The organism is Paraburkholderia caledonica (genome assembly GCF_000383275.1).
Lineage (GTDB): Bacteria > Pseudomonadota > Gammaproteobacteria > Burkholderiales > Burkholderiaceae > Paraburkholderia > Paraburkholderia caledonica.
On sequence record NZ_KB911038.1, the window covers coordinates 532,000 to 548,674 of the forward strand.

A 16,675-nucleotide genomic window follows, 5' to 3' on the forward strand; every position below is an offset into this window, starting at 1 on the left:
ACATTCTCCTAGTCGAGCGTGCGCCGATAAAAGCGCAGCGCAATTGCCATGACGATGGCGGTAAATAGAGCCATGGGCCACACCGAGGGCCAAAGGTCCGCCCATCCGACGCCCTTGAGCAAAATGCCGCGAATGAGCCGGTTGAAATACGTCAACGGCAACAGGTTGCCGATGAATTGAGCCCATTGCGGCATACCCGCAAACGGGAACATAAAACCGGACAGAAGAATATTCGGCAGGAAATAGAACACAGTAAGCTGCATGGCCTGCAGCTGATTCTGTGCGAGCGACGACAGGGTGATTCCTACCGTCAGGTTCGCGGCAATGAAGAGCAGCGCGGCGAGGTAAATCGCCACCAGGCTGCCGACAAAAGGCACATGAAACACGAAGCGCGCCGCAAACAGAATGATCGATGCCTGAATAAGGCCGATGGCGACGTACGGCACGATCTTGCCGGTCATGACCTCGATCGGCAGAACCGGCGTAGCCAGCAGGTTTTCCATGGTGCCGCGCTCACGTTCGCGAGTAACGGCGAGCCCGGTCATCATGACGAGTGTCATCGTCAGGATTACGCCCATGAGTCCGGGAACGACGTTGTACTGGGTAATGCCTTCGGGGTTGTACAGATTGTGAACCTGAACGCCAAATGCGCTTTGCCCGCCATTCAGATGTGCGAGCGGTCCTGTGATGTCCTTGTCGGCGACCGGTTGCACAAGGTGCGGCAGCGCGGCAACGGCGGTTTGCGTTGCAGTCGGGTCGGTCGCGTCGGCTTCGAGCAGCAGCGACGGGTGCTCCCCACGCACCAGCCTTCTGGAGAAGTCGACGGGTATATTCAGCACGAATTGCACGCGGCCCCTCGCAAGCGCGCGGCGCCCGGCTTCTTCGTCTGGCAGCGTCTCGACGATGTCGAAATAAGCCGAGTTGGTCATTGCGGCAATGAAGCTGCGCGAAAACTCGCTCTGATCGTGCACGATGACGGCAGTGGGCAAATGCTTCGGGTCAGTGTTGATTGCGAAACCGAAGAGCGCGAGTTGAACGATGGGCACACCCACGATCATCGCGAATGTGACGCGATCGCGCCGCAGTTGCAGAAACTCTTTCAGTACCACACTCCACCAGCGCGTCAACGAAAAAGCAGTACCTGTGCTCACGTTCGCGCTCCAAAGTTGTCTTTCGAATGGCTCATCAAATAGATGAATACGTCTTCAAGACCTGTTTCTATGGGCTCCATGCGAAGTGTCGTGCCTGCGGTGGCCTGCCTGATGGCGCGTTCGAGTGCCGCGTGATCCCGCCCGCTCGCGTGCAGTGCGGCGCCGAATACAACGGTCTGATCGACGCCGGGCGTTGCACGTAGCTTCTCCGACAGTTCGCTCAGCTGCTCGCCTTGAATGGACCACGTCGCGAGATCCTGCGACTCGATCACCTCTTTAGACGTGCCTTGCGCGAGCAGCTTGCCGTAGGCGATATAGGCGAGCTTGTGGCAGCGCTCGGCTTCATCCATGTAATGTGTGCTGACGAGTACGGATATGCCGCGCGCCGCGAGGCGGTGCAGTTCTTCCCAGAAGTCGCGGCGTGCAGTGGGGTCGACGCCCGCGGTCGGCTCGTCGAGCAGCAGCAATCGGGGTTCGTGCAGCATGCATGCCGCGAGCGCGAGACGTTGCTTCCAGCCTCCTGAAAGCGACCCTGTCAACTGATTCGCGCGGCTTTGCAGCCCGAGTGCTTCGAGCGATTTATCGACTGTTTCGCGCCGGTTGCGCATCTGGTAAATGCGCGCAACGAAGTCGAGGTTCTCCCGAATGGTCAGGTCTTCCCAGTACGAGAACCGCTGAGTCATATAACCGACATTGCGCTTGATCTGCGCACTGTCGCGACGGATGTCGTAGCCGAGGCAGGTGCCGGTGCCTGAGTCGGGCGTGAGCAGTCCGCACATCAAGCGGATGCACGTGGTCTTGCCGCTGCCGTTCGGTCCGAGGAAACCGAAAATCTGGCGACGCGCCACTCGCAATGAAACGTTGTTTACGACGTGCTTGTCGCCGAAATGCTTGTTGAGTTCATGCACGTCGATGACGTACTCGCGGGAGTCGGAGTCACTGCTCATTTGAGCACCACCGTCACCGGCTGGCCGGGATGAAGTTTTGTTGCATCCGCAACGGAAGGGTGCGCCTCGATCATATAAACAAGCTTTGCACGGGTTTCGTTGCTATAGATGACCGGCGGCGTGTACTCCGCATTGTTCGAGACGTAGGTGATCTTTGCCGGCACATCCGCCGCGCAACCGTCGCAATGCATGATTACCTCGCGACCCGGCGTGAGTGCGCCAACCAGCGTCTCGGGCACGAAAAAGCGTAGCTTGATGTTCTGCGGCGGCAGCATCTGCACAACTGGGCTGCCCGCCGGCACCCATTCGCCGTTCCGATAGAGCGTGTCGTAGATCAGTCCGTCGGCGGGCGCATTGACGCGCTTCTGATCGAGTTTCCACTGCGCCTGCGCGACCACGGCTTCAGCCGCTGCGACCTGCGCCTGCTGGGCGCTGATCTGTTGCGCGCGGCCGGGCAAACGCGCCACTTGCACCTGATTCGTGAGTTCACGCACTTGCGCTGACGTGGCGTCCGCATTCGCACGCGAATCGTCGAGTTGAGCTTTCGAAATGCCGCCTGCGCTGTATTGCGCTTCGTCGCGTGTGAGTTGCAGCGCCGCCTTGCGCGCGTTTGCGGCAGCCTGGGCGAGCTGTGCGCGATTGACGTTGACTTCCGGCACGCGCTTGCCGGTTTGAATATCGGCGAGCTGAGAGCGCGCAGCCGCGAGTTGCTCCCGCGCCTGCTGCAGGGCGGCTGTTTCGTCGACGACGTCCAGAGCGAAAAGCGGCGCGTCTGCCTTGACGGTTTGTCCGCGCGTGACCTGCAATTGCGTGAGCTTGCCCGCCTGCGACGAACCCAGGTAGACATACTCGCCCTCTACATAGCCCTGATAGGCATTCTCGTCGCGATGCGAGCACCCCATGAGCAGGACGCCGAAGAAGAGCGTCCATGCGGGTCGTCTGATTGATGTGATGAAGCTCTTCATTGATCTCGTTCCACTCTCCGTGCTGCGGTCGCGGCGCGTGTTCAGCGGGCATTCCATTTTCATCGCCGGGAAGGGCCGCTCCTGATGCTTCTCCGAATGCCCGGTCCGCCAGGATGAAGTAAAATAAATGCTATGTGAATTTGAATTCAAATTCAAACTGTTTTTTCAGCGGAACTGACTCATGCCAACAAAACCAGTGACGACCGCAGGGCGCGTCGACCGTAAAGAAAAGGCTGGAAAAGCGCAGGGAACAACGCAGACGAGAGCGACGCAACAGAAGAAACAGACGAAGCGGGCAGTGCAGCCCGACGCTAAGTCTCGCGCAAAGCAATCGAACGAGCGTGAGACGCCGCCACGGCCGAAAGCAGCGAAGCGCGCGAGCCGGCCTGACGGAGCGGCGACACGCCAGCATCTGCTCGACATTGCGGGGCAGGTTTTCGCAGCGCGCGGTTTCGCCGATGCCACCAGCAAGGAAATATGCGAGCGTGCGGGCACGCCGATGGCGTCCGTCAACTATCACTTCGGTAGTCGCGAGGCGCTATACGAGGCGGCACTCGTGGAGGCGCATCGTCAGGTGGTGAGCCTCGATGAACTGACCGCACTGACAGAAGGGGCAGGCGACGCTCGCGACAAGTTGCGCGCGGTGATCTCGCGATTCGTCGGCCTGTCCACCAGCACGAGCGCGCCGTGGGGATTCATGCTGATGTTGCGCGAGATGCTGTCGCCGTCGCCCGCTATTCCAGCGCTCATCGAAAAGGCGGTGCGGCCGAAAGCTGCTGTTCTGCTCGGTTTGATGGGGGAAGTATTGCAGTTGAATCCGCAGGAGCCGACTGTGCAGCGAGCGGTGATGTTCACCGTGCTGCCCTGCATTGCGTTGATGATTGCGCCGCGGCAGGCGCAGGCAGCGTTGCTGCCCGCCGTTGCCAAAGATAAGAATGCGCTCGTGGAAGACTTCGTCCGCTTCGTCATGGCGGGGCTGGACGCAGTCGCCGCAGCGCACCGGGCGCGCAAGTAATTCTATTGTTCGAACGCGATTGCGCGCCTGCGCAGTTCTCGCATTGCGCTGTCCAGATGAGCGTGTGCGCTCTCCTTGTCGCCGGCGCGTATCTGTTCATAAGTGCGCTGCGCCACGTCGTGCGGCACGGCTTTCATTGGGCGATTGGTGCTCATCGCTTTTAGCTGAACCTCCGCGGCGCGCTCCAGGTAGTAGAGGTCGTCCCACGCTTCTGCAATGCTCGCGCCCGCAACCATTACGCCGTGATTCTTGAGGAACAGGATATCCGCATCGCCGATTGTCTCCGCAATCCGGTCGCCTTCGGAATCGTCGAGCGCGAGTCCGTTGTAGTTCTCGTCGACTGCGGTGCGTCCATAGAACTTGAGTGCTGTCTGCCCGAGCCACAATAGCGGCGGACCTTCGAGCAGACACAACGCCGTGGCATTTGGCATATGCGTGTGAAACGCGGCCTTCACGCGCGGCTTCAATCGATGCAAACGCGCGTGGATATAAAACGCGGTTGCTTCCGGCTTGCCCTCGCCGGCTACGACATGCCCGTCGAAATCGCAAACCAGCAACCGTGACGCCGTGATTTCGGAGAACGCATAACCATACGGATTGACGAAGAACAGGTTGTCGTGCCCGGGCACTACAGCCGAGAAGTGATTGCAGATTCCCTCTTCAAAACCGTATTGCGACGCCAGTTGAAAGCATGCCGCGAGTTGAATTCGTGCTTCGTTGATGGCGTCGGATTCGAGCCGCAACGTCGGCTGCGGATTTGTCGCGCCAATGGATGAAAGCGTGTGCGCCATGGTCGTAGTTCCTGAAAGTCACCAGCCGAGCGAAGCGAAAAGCGGCGGTACCTGATCGAGTGTGGAGAGCGTTGCATCGGGTCTGTAGTCGGGCAGCAGCGTGCGGCCTGTTGCGCGATCTATCCACACGCAGCGAAAGCCTATGTCGCGAGCGGCCGCGTGATCGAGATGCGGACTCGCGCAGATATGCACGACCTCGTCACGCGTCACGCCGAGTTGCTCATGCGCGTAATCGAACAGCCGTCGCGCGGGTTTGTAGGCGCCCGCCTGCTGAGCGGTGATGACGCGGTCGATATGGCCGCCGAGTTGGGCAACGTTGCCGGCTATGACGTCGTCGTCGGTATTCGACACGATGCACAGACGGTAGCCATCTTCCTTCAGTCTCTGCAAGGTGTCGACCACTTCCGGAAATGGCGGCATGGCGGAGATGCGGTCAGTCAATGTGCGGACATCGCGTTCGTCAGCGGGCAGCCCGAGTTCCGTGAGTGCAAGATGAAGTCCAGCGCCTGCCACCTCGCGAAACGAGCGATGCGGCGCAGTCTGCTCGAGCCTATGCTCGTGCCGGTCGTACACTGCGATGAGCCGTGCCGGATCGACGTCGTGACCGTGCTTGGTTTCGAGAATTTCGCGGACGGCCGCCTGCAAGCCTTCGTCCCACTGGATCAGCGTGCCGTAGCAGTCGAACGTAAGCCAGCGGGGACGGGCGGTGTTGTGCAGTGACATGAATGGACTCCGACGTAAGTGGATCTGTGAATGACGTCAGATTAAGCACATTGACAGATATTTGAAAATTAAATTAATCTCTCGACGTCAGTTGCATCTTAAATAACGAAGCGAGTCCGTCATGCTTGATCTCGACCTGCTGAACACGCTTATTTGCGTCGTCGACGAAGGCAGTTTCACGCGTGCGGGCGAGCGCGTGCATCGCACGCAGTCCACGGTGAGCCAGCAGGTGCGGCGGCTCGAAGAACTCGTCGGGCGCACGTTGCTGATGCGCGACCGAACCGGCAATCAGGTGACGGCAACCGAGCACGGCGAACTGCTCGCGCAATACGCGCGGCGGCTGCTCGCGCTGGCGCAGGAAGCACAAGATGCGTTGACGAGCGACGTCGCGGTCACGCCGCTTCGCATCGGCGTACCGGAAGATTTCGACGCGCGCCGCATGTCGGCGATGTTGTCCGGCTTCGTCAAGACTAAACCAGGCGTGCGGCTCGAAACGGTGGCCGGCATGAGCGCCGAACTGCAACGCAGGCTTTCGGGCGGTGAGATCGAGATCGCGCTGGTCAAACGCGAGCCGGCGAGCGGGGAGTGCCTGGCTTCATGGCCGGAGTCGCTCGTCTGGGTGCGAGGCGCGCATGCGCCAGCGCCGGAGGAGTCGTCAGACGAACCCGTGCCTCTCGCGCTATTTCCGCAAGGCTGTGTCTACCGGCAGCGCGCGATCAGGGGTCTCGACAAGGCGCATCGCCGCTGGCGAATTGCATTCGGAAGCCATAGCCTCACGGGTATCCAGGCGGCGGTTTCTTCAGGGCTCGGCATCTCCGTTCTGCCGACCACAGCGGTACTGCCCGAGCACCGTGTATGCAGCGGCTTTCCGCCTCTGCCGCCGACCGAGCTCGCACTTGTCAGCTCCGGCGGCGTGCTCAACGTGCATCAGCGCGCGCTGGTCGACTTCCTGCTGGCGGAGATGGAGGCGTAGAAGGACCGGCGGAATGACAAACAAGAACTGAAAAACCGGCCCGACTGCTCGACGCCTACGACAGGTGATGCACTTCCTGCAATCCGAACACAGGCGTTGGAATGCCTTCCATGCGAGCCTTCAGTTGCAGAGAGAGATACTGCGAGTAATGCCGCGACTGATGCAGGTTTCCACCATGAAACCACAGCGCCTGCTGCTGCGTGGGCTTCCACATGTTGCGCTGTTCGCCTTCCCACGGACCTGGATCTTTCGTTGTATTCGAGCCGAGTCCCCACACCTTGCCGACCTTGTCGGCCACTTCGCGTGAGATGAGATCGGCGGCCCAGCCGTTCATGGAACCGTAGCCTGTTGCATACACGATGAGGTCCGCTTCGAGTTCGCTGCCGTCGCTGAGCAGCACCGAATGCTCTTTCAGTTCCACCACGTCCACGCCGCTTTTCAGCTTGATCTTGCCGTCGGCGACGAGTTCGGACGCACCGACATCGATGTAATACCCGGAGCCGCGACGCAGGTACTTCATGAACAGACCCGAATCGTCGTCGCCGAAATCGAGCATGAAGCCGCTTTCTTCGAGCCGCGCGTAAAACGCCGCATCGCGTTCGCGAATTGCGTTGAAGACCGGGATCTGGAACTCGTGAAGAATCGCATACGGTATGGACGCAAAGGTCAGGTCAGCCTTCGCGGTTGTCATGCCCGCCGCCACCGCGCGCTCCGAGTAAAGATCGCCGAGGGCGAACTCCATCAGCGAATCCGATTTGACGATGTGCGTGGACGAACGCTGCACCATGGTCACGTCGACGCCGGCTTCCCACAGGGCCGCGCAGATGTCGTGAGCCGAATTGTTCGCGCCGATCACGACGACTTTCTTACCGTGATACGCGTCCGGACCGGGATGCCGCGACGAATGATGCTGCTCGCCTTTGAACACGTCCATGCCCTTGAAGCTCGGGATATTCGGCTTGCCGGACATACCGGTGGCGAGCACGAGTTGCTTCGGCCGAAGCGTGAGATTGCGGCCTTCCCGTTCGACTTCGACGATCCATTCGCCCTTGGCCTCGTCGTAGCGTGCGGATTTGCACACGGTCGAGCCCCAGTAGTTCAGCTCCATGACCTTCGTGTACATCTCGAGCCAGTCGCCGATCTTGTCCTTCGGTGTGAAAACCGGCCAGTTGTCCGGAAAGGGCAGATAAGGCATATGGTCGTACCAGACCGGATCGTGCAGGCAGAGCGTCTTGTAGCGCTTGCGCCATGCGTCGCCCGGTCTCTCGTTTTTGTCGATGATGATGGTCGGCACACCAAGCTGCCGCAGCCGCGCACCCAATCCGATACCGCCTTGCCCGCCGCCGACGATCAGGCAATACGGCTCTTCCGAGGTGCCGAGTGCGTCGAGTTCCGCCTCGCGCCGCTCCTTCCAGCTCGTGCGGTCGCGGCGCGCACCGTGCTCGGCGCCCATAGGCCGCTTCGGGCCTTTCGGCTCCTCATGGCCTTTCAGTTCCGCCATTGTCGTGAGCAGCGTCCAGATGAGGCCGTCCTTCAGACGAATGAAGCCGCTGCCTCGCGCGACTCCGGTTTCGAAAGTGATCCAGCCTTGCGCAATGCCGTCGGCCTGCGTCGCTGTTTCGTTCTCTGCAAGCCGGAGTTTCGACGGCTTGATCGCGTCCACCTGCGCATCGAGCATCGCGGCAATCTGCTCGCGGCCTTCGAGCGTCTTGATGTTCCATGTGAACGCGACCAGATCGCGCCAGTAACACTCCGGCTGAAACAGGTCGACGGCGGCCTGCGTATCGCCGCGTTTCAGCGCGGCTTCGAGGCTTTCCAGCACCTGGGATATCGCTTGATTTGCAGTGTTTTCAGACATGGTTGCTCCTCCATTTGAAACGGATAGTCGGACTTCATTGGTAGCGCGGGTTCTACGCCCGCTAGGGAAATCGGGGCAGCGCCGCTAGCACTTATGCGGCGGCAGGATGCGCAGCTTCGCAATCCGCCGGTACAAGGTTGCGCGGGACATGCCGAGCGCTTGCGCGGCCAGTTCGGTGCGCCACTTCGCGTCGTTCATTGCATCGACGATGCGGCGGCGTTCGAGCGCGTCGCCATCGGACAGAACCGGCGCAGCGTGCGGCGCGGCACTCTCAGCGTTACTGCTACTGCTGTTCGCTCGCGGCGCGGCCGTCCTGCTTCGCGCAAGCCGCGCGGCGGAGGGCTGACGGACGCGTGCATAGAGCGGCGAGCCGGTGTCGCCCAGTCTCAGCGAGACGAGGCCGCGGCCCGCTTTCGCGTTGAAGAGACGCTCGGCGGGAACGTCAAAAATTTCCGACACGTGACGCGGCAACTGGTTGAGCGCCGGCACACATTCGCGTGCGCGGCGGTTTGCGGCGATGACGTGGCCGCGGGCGTCGATCGCAATGAGGATCTCGGGCTGCGCTTCGACGTAATGGCGGTTGCGATGCGCAAGCAGCACCCAGCAATCCGCGGCCGCGTTGAGGAAACAGGCGTCTTCGATCAGAAGCGCGCTTTGCCGCACGATGTGATTGACGAGCCGCTGGCTTTCGCGGTCGTCGGGGGAGCGCACGGCCGACGCATCGAGTACGCCGAGCAATTCGCCATGCAAACCGAAAATCGGCGATGCGCTGCATGTGAGGGTGGTAAAGGCCGCACGGAAGTGATCGGTTCTATGTACGGTAATGGGCTCCGCGTCGAGCAGCACCGTCGCGACACCGCAGGTTCCTTCCTCGCTTTCGGACCAGCATGAGCCGAGATAGAGCCCCGCGCGTTTGAAGTCGTGCCGGCGGTCTTTATCGACGCGGTAGTCGATCGTGACGCCCTGTGCGTCGGTCAGCATCACGCAGTAGTCGGCCTCGCGCACCATCTCGTGCAGCCGCGACAGGCACTGGCCCGACGCGCGCAGAAACGATTCCTCGCGATGCTGCACGTCGCGTAATTCCGGCACGGTCAGAATGCGCGGACCGGCGGTCGCGCCCGGATCGAGGTGGTATTGCTCGAGCGAACGTTTATACGACGACGCAAGCCGCTTCCCGTCGACGCCCGCACGCGTCGTCCGTCCTTCTATGACGTTGCATATGCGGTCGATATGTCTCGTTGACGGAACGTAGGGCATGACGAGCCTCCGGGCGAACTCAGCGCGAACTGGGTGCTGGAGACATTCTGCGCCGCTATCCGGCGCGTGTCTCCGAAGCCTGAAACGTACGATACGTTTGTAGCATGCGCGAATCGGCAGAGCACACTGCAGTGCACCATCGTCGCCGGTGAGATTTTTTTCTCAGCGTGCGCACTGGCGCGGGACGCGGCGTGAGCGCTTGCCCGGAGCAATAAAAAACCGGCCCGCAGGCCGGTTTTTTATTATCAGGCGAAAAATTCAGAATGTTTCCCAGCTGTCCGCGCCTGCGCTCTGCAATTCGCGTTCTTTGGGCTGCGTTGGCGCGATGGGCGACGCCACGGCGGCTTTTGCGAAAGTCGTGACCGGTTTCGACTGAGACGGCACGGGTTTCTTCGACGTCGCAATGGCGCGCGCCGGCTTCATTCGAACGCTGTGCGCCGTCCTTTGCACGGCCTGCTGTGCCGCGTCGACCCGGAAGATCGACACCGCCGCACGAAGGCTTTCCGCCTGGTCCGACATGGCCTGTGCGGCGGCGGTGGCTTGCTCGACGAGCGCCGCGTTTTGCTGCGTGACCTCGTCCATTTGCGTGACGGCCACGTTGACCTGCTCGATACCCTTCGTCTGCTCGGACGATGCCGACGCTATTTCGCCCATGATGTCGGTCACCTGTTTGACCGAGCGCACCACTTCGCCCATCGTTTGACCGGCATTTTCAACGAGCTGTGAGCCGTTTGTCACATGAGACACCGACGCTTCTATCAGGTCCTTGATTTCCTTTGCGGCTGTCGCGCTGCGCTGGGCGAGCGTGCGGACTTCGCCGGCAACCACCGCGAAGCCGCGGCCGTCTTCGCCTGCGCGAGCGGCTTCGACCGCCGCGTTGAGGGCGAGAATATTCGTCTGGAACGCAATTCCTTCGATCACCGAAATGATTTCAGTCACCTTGGTCGAACTCGAAGAAATGTCTTGCATGGTGGCCACGACCTGCTGAACCACTTCGCCACCCGAGGCCGCCGTCGCCGACGCCGCCGACGCGAGCGTGCTGCCCTGGCGCGCGTTATCGGTGTTGTTGCGCACGGTCGAGGTCAGTTCTTCCATGCTGGCCGCGGTTTGCTGCAGCGATGCGGCCTGTTCCTCGGTGCGTTGCGAGAGATCCTGATTGCCTTGCGCGATCTCGCCGGCAGCCACGGAAATCGACTCCGCCGATGTTTTGATGCCGGACACAATCGATGTGAGCTTCTCGCGCATTGCCTCCAGAGAAGCCATCAAACTCGTCCGATCGCCGGGTGCCACTTGCACGCTGACGGTGAGATTGCCCTCGGCGATCTGTGCCGCCATTTCCTGCGCGGCGCTCGGCTCGCCACCCAACTGGCGCAGAATGCTGCGCGAGATCAGCGCGGCGGTGACAATGCCCAGCAGGACGGCGATAGCCGCAATGACCGCGACCATCGTGCGGACCTTTGCATAAGTGGCGACAGCGTTCTCTCGAGCTTCCTTATTCTGTTGGTCCTCTAGAGCCGCCAGCTCGACTGCGCGTGCGAGCCACACTCGCTGCGGCGGGCGTGCGTTCTGCAACAGTTCCTGCATCGCGCCGGCGGTGTCGTGCGCCAGTGCGAGGTCCATCGCCTTGCGCTGCGGCGCCATCGCTGCGGCTTCGTCCTGCTTGATCTGATCGAGCAGCGAACGCTCCTTTGGCGCGGTGCCGGGCTCGGCGAACATACGTGAGAGTTGCTGGAATGCGTCCGCATAAAGCTGGTCCTGCTTTTTCATGCGTTCCGCCTCTTGCGCAACATCGCGCGGATCGCTGATCAACGCGAGGTTGCGAAGCGCGATGGCGCGATCCTGTATCGACGAGCGCAACTCGTTCGCAAGACGCGTTTCCTCGTTATTCACGCGAGCGATGCCATCCAGACTCGCGTCCAGTTCCGAGAGACCGTAGAAGGCAATGGCGGCGAGCACCAGCATGAATGCCGTCAACAGCCCGAAGCCGGCTTGCAATCGTGTCGATACCTTGATGTTTTTCATTTCCGTCCGCATTCAGAAAGGCGTATGTCTGGTTTACGACTGCCTGACGGAATACTGAAGGGTGTTTGTAATCGACGACGTCAAGCCGCGCCGAGACGGGCCGGTGCGTGGATAGGGCGGCAAGATGGTGACCGGCAAAATTTGCCGGATATATAGCGCCGATGCTTACAGCCGTCATCGGCGTTTCATGAATCGCGGCCCGTTCAAGGCTGAACCGGTTGCCATGTCGGATCGGGATCGAACGCTTTCAGCGCTGCCGCTTCTCGCGCCGAATTCGGTCCCAGGTTCTTCTGATAAACCTGGCCGTCCTGATTAACGATAAAGCTCATTACGCCGGTCTTGCCATACTCGCTCGGCCACGCAACAAGGCCGCAGCCGTTCGTCATCGCGCCGTTCTCGACGTAGTCGAGTGCGCCGTTTTTCGCGTGCGGTCCCTGCGCGGTCAGAATACGGAAGTGATAACCGTGGTAGCCGTCCTTGCTCAACGAGCCGGTTTTCGGCATGGCGGCAGCGAGCGGGCCAAGCGGGCTCTCGGGTTCACCCTCGGCGGTGGGCCAGTAGAGACCGTCATGCTTGCCCGGCGTGCTGAGCAGCCGCTGCGCATAGTGGCCGGTCGACGCGCGGTAGTCACGCTGAGCGTCGAGATAGGCAAGCGAGGTCATGATCGCTGCGCGTTCGTTGCGGCCGATCTTGCGCGTCAGAATTTCGTCGCTGCCCGCCGGCGGATCGAAGCGCCAGCCGTTGGCCGCCTGCACGAGCGGAATCGGCAATGTCCAACCGCTCGTGCCCACCGACAGGTGCTTGCTCGGGCGGCCGTGAAGCGGCGCTGCGTCGTCCACGATCCGATGGCCCGCAGCCCATGCGCCGAGGAATTCGTAGATGTCTTCTTCGCCGACGTCCTTCGTCGGAATGAAGCGGTTGTAATTCGTGCCGAGCACGTGCTGCATCGCCGCGTGATCGTTGGTGGCGATCGCGTCGACGAGTGCGTCGGCGGCGGCTTCCGGTGTCGGATAAACGGCTTGGGCCTGCGCCGGTGCGGTGCAAAACAACAGCGTCGACAGTGCGATTGCAGCGCTGGCAAGACGATGCGATGAGCGCCCTGCGGCGGCGTTCGCTAGGAAAACGCGGATCGAGTGAATGCGGTTCATGAGCGGCTCCTGGGTATCGTTCAACGTTGGCGGCCGAGGTGACGCTGTCCGCCGCCGCCCGCACCGAAGCCGCCGTGCGGCTGTCCGCCGCCCGCTCCAAAACCGCCGCCGCGAGACTGCCCTCCGCCGCCAGCACCCGGGCTACCGCCGCGCGCTTGTCCGCCGCCGCCCGCGCCAAAGCCGTTGCGAGTGCCGGCTTGCGCTTGCCGGCTTTCTTGTCCGCGGTGCATGTCCTGTTGCGCCGCCGCGCCGTTGCCGGCGCCGCGCAGCGCATTGTCGCGATTTACATTCTGTGCGCTCGACCGGACATTGCTCGCGTTGGCGCCGCCGTGCTGGATACCCTGCAAACGCTCGCTCGCGCTCCCGCCCAGATTCTGGCCCGTGCGGTTCTGCAAGGTCTGTTGCGCCTGCGCGCGAGATGCCGACATATCGCGCCCCCGGTAAGCGTCGCGCTGAGCGCTACCCATATTCGCGGACGCGTTCCGGTTGAACGTGGTGTCGCGGTTCCACCGGGTCGTGTTGCTGTTCACATCGAGGCGCCGGTTGACGTTCACGTTGTTGTACCGGTTGACGTTGATATTGACGCTGTGATTGTTCCAGTTGACGTCGCTCCACAGCGCGCTCGTGATCGCCATGCCCGCGCCGAACGCAAGGCCCGCGGCGAGTCCGCTCGCGACCGCATAGCCCGGAGGCGGTGGTACATACACGGGCGGATACGCTGGATAGGGCCACGCACCGTAGACCACAGTCGGGTTATACGTCGGCACGTACACGACTTGCGGATTGGCCGGCACGATCTGGATCGTGCTCTGCTCGACGATGACCTTCTGTTGCTCGGAGGTCTTCAGATTACCCGCCTGTTGCGCCTGCTTGCGCAGCCGTTGCACGGAGTCCATCACGTCGTTCGGCTGCGCAAGAAACGCATTGCCCAGTTGCGCGACCCAGTCGGGCTTCGAGGCCATTGTGGCAAGCACCTGGGGGAAGGCCACCAGTGATTGCACGCTCGGGTCCCACGGCTCTGCTGCGACCGCTTTGACCGCGTCGTCGCCCTTGATGTTGGAGTTTGCTTTCGACCAGGCCGCTGCGGCCCCGATGTCCTGCGGAAAGGTGGATGCCATCAGCACCTGGGCGAGCAGTGCGTCGGGGTAGAGCGCGATTGGCGCGGTGAGCGAATCGAGTTGCTGCTTCGACACATTGGCTGCGGTTTGCGCATGAGCCGCGGGAACCGCGACCTGAAGCATGACCGGCAAACCTGCCAGCATGGCGAGGGCGATCAGCGTCGCTCTCTGGTTTGCGCGTGAGCGTTTCACGATGAACTCTCCCTATTCGAAGCTGCGTCAAGTCATTACGGCGTACAACGTATATCGGACTCCGAAAGACATGGCGTCTGAAGGAAACATTTCATGCACGCGTTTTGAAGTCCGGTAGTGCGCCAATGGACAGATTATTAACCGGCTTTTATATGGAATTTCAATGCGCGGGAAAATATATTCAGGTTGAAGTTGGCGAAACGATCACCTAAGAGAACGATTTATCTATTGCTTCAGGACATAAAACCGGAGGTCGTGAAAATACAGACACGCCGAATTGTCTGCTTGCGTTTCGTCCTGAATTTTTTATCTGCGATGCAATACAGCGCTCGCCTCAACCCGTCGTTCGAATAAGGTGGGTCACTCTGCGACGGAGCCAAGCAGCGATACCGGCACGCCATGACAGCTGACCGTCGCGACAACCCCGACGCCGAGGCCTTCGACGAACTTCACGCGAGTCTCGAACGGCGACACCTGTTTATCGACGCGCAGAATGTTGAGCGGCCACGATGAATGCGATAGCCGTTCATGCGCAATGGCGCCGACCCACAGCGGCACGGCTGCCGCGCCGTCGCCGACCGCATAACCGCTCGGCCAGAAGCGCAACACGTCGCGCTCAGCGCGCGTGTCGCCGGGACGCATGAAAACGAGCGACGACGGCACTCCGTTGTTCAGCTTCGGCAGTACGGGCAGAGCGACCGCGGGTACGTCCGGCGAGGCCAGCGAGAGCAGGCTATGGGCGGACACGTCGGTGCCTTCGAGCCATCCCTCGCTTCGCAATTGGCGGCGGATCGCGTCGCCATCCGATACCCATTGCAGCGTGAGCGGTTCCTTGCGGTCGCCGCCCATATCCGAGCGATAGCACGGCAGATGCTTCCACACGGAAAGCGTCCATTGTTGTTGCGTCACGCGTGCGAGCGGCAGAGGCGCTGGCGTGCCGGGCGGCGTCATCATGCCGAGACCCGACTGCAGACCCATGCTGGCGAGCACCACCACGAGGACGATTGCCGGCATCCAGCTGCGCGCCGGTGGCGACTCCGGATGACGCAACATCGCAGTAAGCGCGACGATCGCCACCCACACGTACGAGAGCGCGGCGCCGCCAATCGCATCCGATACCCAGTAGCGGCCGAAGTACACGCCCGCAAGCGCGACCACGGTTACGACGAGCGTGCTCGCGGTGACCACCAGCAATCCTTCGAGCATGCCGACCCGCCGCGCGAGCAGGAACGCAAGAAACCCATAGACGATGACCGTGGCCGCCACGTGGTTGCTCGGAAACGCGTAGGTATTCGTCATGAGCGCGTTGGGCGCGGCGCGCTGCATGGCGAACTGCAAGGCGAAGATCAGCATCTGCGAAAAGACGACGGCCGCGAGCCAGTAGCCCACGGTGCGCCAGCGGCGCTCCAGCAGCATCCACAGCGTAACGGTGACGATCAGCGCGGCGAGCGTCGCGCTGCTGCCGAGCGTCGCGAGAGCGGCGAGCACCGTGTCGCCCCACGGCGTGCGCACCGATTGCATGAAGCGGTACACGGACTCGTCGACATGAGTGAGCGGATCTCCGGTGATCACCTGATGAAGCACGCCGAAGAACAGTGCGCCGCACACGAGCACGACCAGCGACGCCAGCAGGACGCTGGTGGCATCCGGCGCTTGCGGGTCCAGCATTCTTCGCGCGACCCGGCCAAGCGGTCCGGGATGACGGCAAGCCCAGCTGCCGAGATGCCGCCCAGCCGCGTTCGACCACGCGTTGGCGTGCGACAGCAGGAAAGCCGCTGCGCGGTAGCTGAGCCAGACGCTGCCCACGAGCAGCGCGAGGACCACCACGAGTCGGAACGAGACGGCCCCGGCGAGCAGCACCGAAGCGCCGAACACGACGCCCGGCAGGATATGCGCCGGTGCCCACAGCAGCGCCGAAAGCACGTTCATCGCGTAGAAGCGCACGGGCGACATGCCGAGCATGCCGGCAACCACCGGTACGATCGCGCGCAGCGGTCCGACAAAGCGCGCGAGCACCACGCTCTTTGCGCCGTGCTTGTCGAAGAAGCGGTAACCCGCTTCGAGCACTTCGGGATGTCGGGAGAAGGGCCAGAGCTTGACGATCCGCTTCTTGTAGCGGCTGCCGAGCCAGAAGCTGAGGCCGTCGCCGGCGATTGCACCGACGATTGCCCATGCAAGGACCCAGCCGAGGCCCAGCGAGCCGGTGCCGGTCAATGCGCCCGCAAGAAACATTGCGGTGCTGCCGGGAACGAAGGTACCGATGACCGCGACCGACTCCAGAAAGGCCGCGAAGAATACAACCGTGAGCATCCATTCCGGATGGCCGGCCAGCTGATGCAAGAGGTGAAGGTAGGCTTGCTCCATTGCGCGCGATCAGCCGTTATGGCGTAACGATCGATCATAACGCGCATGGAGCGTTTCTATTCCCCAAGCTGTCCTTTTCCCGGGTGCCGGTCGCGCGAGAACCCGGGTAACTCGTCCCGTAGAACCCGTGACGGCGGTGAACGAAGTGGGC

At 61.8% G+C, this 16,675-nt stretch carries 13 protein-coding genes; 2 read left to right on the forward strand and 11 right to left on the reverse strand.

The genetic code is table 11. The features are described from left to right. Positions 1-8 precede the first annotated feature (8 nt). Genes H281_RS0117790 through H281_RS0117800 form a run of 3 tightly spaced genes read right to left on the reverse strand, consistent with a single transcriptional unit; the run spans position 9 to position 3,063 of the window. Positions 9-1,151 carry an ABC transporter permease gene (locus tag H281_RS0117790; RefSeq protein WP_020068499.1) on the reverse strand — a complete coding sequence of 381 codons (1,143 nt, stop codon included), beginning with the start codon at positions 1,149-1,151 and terminating at the stop codon, positions 9-11. Then, entirely contained in the window at positions 1,148-2,098 is a 951-nt protein-coding gene (locus H281_RS0117795; RefSeq protein ID WP_020068500.1) for an ABC transporter ATP-binding protein, read from the reverse strand. The genes H281_RS0117790 and H281_RS0117795 overlap by 4 nt, the downstream gene beginning before the upstream one ends. Next, on the reverse strand, positions 2,095-3,063 hold the full coding sequence (locus tag H281_RS0117800) for an HlyD family secretion protein (protein ID WP_027804714.1): 969 nt from the start codon (positions 3,061-3,063) through the stop codon (positions 2,095-2,097). Before H281_RS0117800 ends, H281_RS0117795 begins: the two co-directional genes overlap by 4 nt. Positions 3,064-3,244: 181 nt before the next feature. Between H281_RS0117800 and H281_RS0117805 the strand changes: the two genes are divergently transcribed. Then, complete coding sequence (locus H281_RS0117805; protein WP_020068503.1) at positions 3,245-4,078, forward strand: TetR/AcrR family transcriptional regulator; 834 nt, start codon at positions 3,245-3,247, stop codon at positions 4,076-4,078. A 2-nt stretch (positions 4,079-4,080) separates the two neighbouring features. Here H281_RS0117805 and H281_RS0117810 read toward each other — a convergent pair whose 3' ends face one another. Together H281_RS0117810 and H281_RS0117815 are read right to left on the reverse strand one after the other, a co-directional pair. Next, a complete protein-coding gene (locus tag H281_RS0117810; RefSeq protein ID WP_020068504.1) occupies positions 4,081-4,869 on the reverse strand; it encodes an aldolase in 789 nt (262 codons plus the stop codon). Positions 4,870-4,887: 18 nt separating this feature from the next. Further along, entirely contained in the window at positions 4,888-5,592 is a 705-nt protein-coding gene (locus tag H281_RS0117815; protein WP_020068505.1) for a haloacid dehalogenase type II, read from the reverse strand. 121 nt (positions 5,593-5,713) lie between these two features. Between H281_RS0117815 and H281_RS0117820 the strand changes: the two genes are divergently transcribed. Beyond that, positions 5,714-6,565 carry a LysR substrate-binding domain-containing protein gene (locus H281_RS0117820; RefSeq protein WP_020068506.1) on the forward strand — a complete coding sequence of 284 codons (852 nt, stop codon included), beginning with the start codon at positions 5,714-5,716 and terminating at the stop codon, positions 6,563-6,565. A gap of 55 nt (positions 6,566-6,620) precedes the next feature. Here the strand turns inward: H281_RS0117820 and H281_RS0117825 are convergent, their stop codons facing one another. The 6 genes from H281_RS0117825 to H281_RS0117850 form a co-directional block, all read right to left on the reverse strand. Then, positions 6,621-8,423 carry an NAD(P)/FAD-dependent oxidoreductase gene (locus H281_RS0117825; protein WP_020068507.1) on the reverse strand — a complete coding sequence of 601 codons (1,803 nt, stop codon included), beginning with the start codon at positions 8,421-8,423 and terminating at the stop codon, positions 6,621-6,623. An 84-nt stretch (positions 8,424-8,507) separates the two neighbouring features. Next, on the reverse strand, positions 8,508-9,680 hold the full coding sequence (locus H281_RS0117830; protein ID WP_020068508.1) for a sigma-54-dependent Fis family transcriptional regulator: 1,173 nt from the start codon (positions 9,678-9,680) through the stop codon (positions 8,508-8,510). 258 nt (positions 9,681-9,938) lie between these two features. After that, positions 9,939-11,702 carry a methyl-accepting chemotaxis protein gene (locus H281_RS0117835; RefSeq protein ID WP_020068509.1) on the reverse strand — a complete coding sequence of 588 codons (1,764 nt, stop codon included), beginning with the start codon at positions 11,700-11,702 and terminating at the stop codon, positions 9,939-9,941. A 203-nt stretch (positions 11,703-11,905) separates the two neighbouring features. Then, positions 11,906-12,850, reverse strand: coding sequence for a DUF2950 domain-containing protein (locus tag H281_RS0117840; protein WP_020068510.1), 945 nt, complete (start codon positions 12,848-12,850; stop codon positions 11,906-11,908). A 20-nt stretch (positions 12,851-12,870) separates the two neighbouring features. Further along, positions 12,871-14,160: a DUF3300 domain-containing protein gene (locus tag H281_RS0117845; RefSeq protein ID WP_020068511.1), complete on the reverse strand. Its 1,290-nt coding sequence runs from the start codon at positions 14,158-14,160 to the stop codon at positions 12,871-12,873. A gap of 360 nt (positions 14,161-14,520) precedes the next feature. Beyond that, positions 14,521-16,524 carry a bifunctional DedA family/phosphatase PAP2 family protein gene (locus H281_RS0117850; RefSeq protein WP_020068512.1) on the reverse strand — a complete coding sequence of 668 codons (2,004 nt, stop codon included), beginning with the start codon at positions 16,522-16,524 and terminating at the stop codon, positions 14,521-14,523. Between the last annotated feature and the right edge of the window lie 151 nt (positions 16,525-16,675).

What these genes read in the sequence shown, in the direction of transcription:
- H281_RS0117795 (WP_020068500.1), bottom strand. Translation starts at nt 2,098, where the DNA reads ATGAGCAGTGACTCCGACTCCCGCGAGTACGTCATCGACGTGCATGAA.
- H281_RS0117800 (WP_027804714.1), bottom strand. Translation starts at nt 3,063, where the DNA reads ATGAAGAGCTTCATCACATCAATCAGACGACCCGCATGGACGCTCTTC.
- H281_RS0117805 (WP_020068503.1), top strand. Translation starts at nt 3,245, where the DNA reads ATGCCAACAAAACCAGTGACGACCGCAGGGCGCGTCGACCGTAAAGAA.
- H281_RS0117810 (WP_020068504.1), bottom strand. Translation starts at nt 4,869, where the DNA reads ATGGCGCACACGCTTTCATCCATTGGCGCGACAAATCCGCAGCCGACG.
- H281_RS0117815 (WP_020068505.1), bottom strand. Translation starts at nt 5,592, where the DNA reads ATGTCACTGCACAACACCGCCCGTCCCCGCTGGCTTACGTTCGACTGC.
- H281_RS0117820 (WP_020068506.1), top strand. Translation starts at nt 5,714, where the DNA reads ATGCTTGATCTCGACCTGCTGAACACGCTTATTTGCGTCGTCGACGAA.
- H281_RS0117825 (WP_020068507.1), bottom strand. Translation starts at nt 8,423, where the DNA reads ATGTCTGAAAACACTGCAAATCAAGCGATATCCCAGGTGCTGGAAAGC.
- H281_RS0117830 (WP_020068508.1), bottom strand. Translation starts at nt 9,680, where the DNA reads ATGCCCTACGTTCCGTCAACGAGACATATCGACCGCATATGCAACGTC.
- H281_RS0117835 (WP_020068509.1), bottom strand. Translation starts at nt 11,702, where the DNA reads ATGAAAAACATCAAGGTATCGACACGATTGCAAGCCGGCTTCGGGCTG.
- H281_RS0117840 (WP_020068510.1), bottom strand. Translation starts at nt 12,850, where the DNA reads ATGAACCGCATTCACTCGATCCGCGTTTTCCTAGCGAACGCCGCCGCA.
- H281_RS0117850 (WP_020068512.1), bottom strand. Translation starts at nt 16,524, where the DNA reads ATGGAGCAAGCCTACCTTCACCTCTTGCATCAGCTGGCCGGCCATCCG.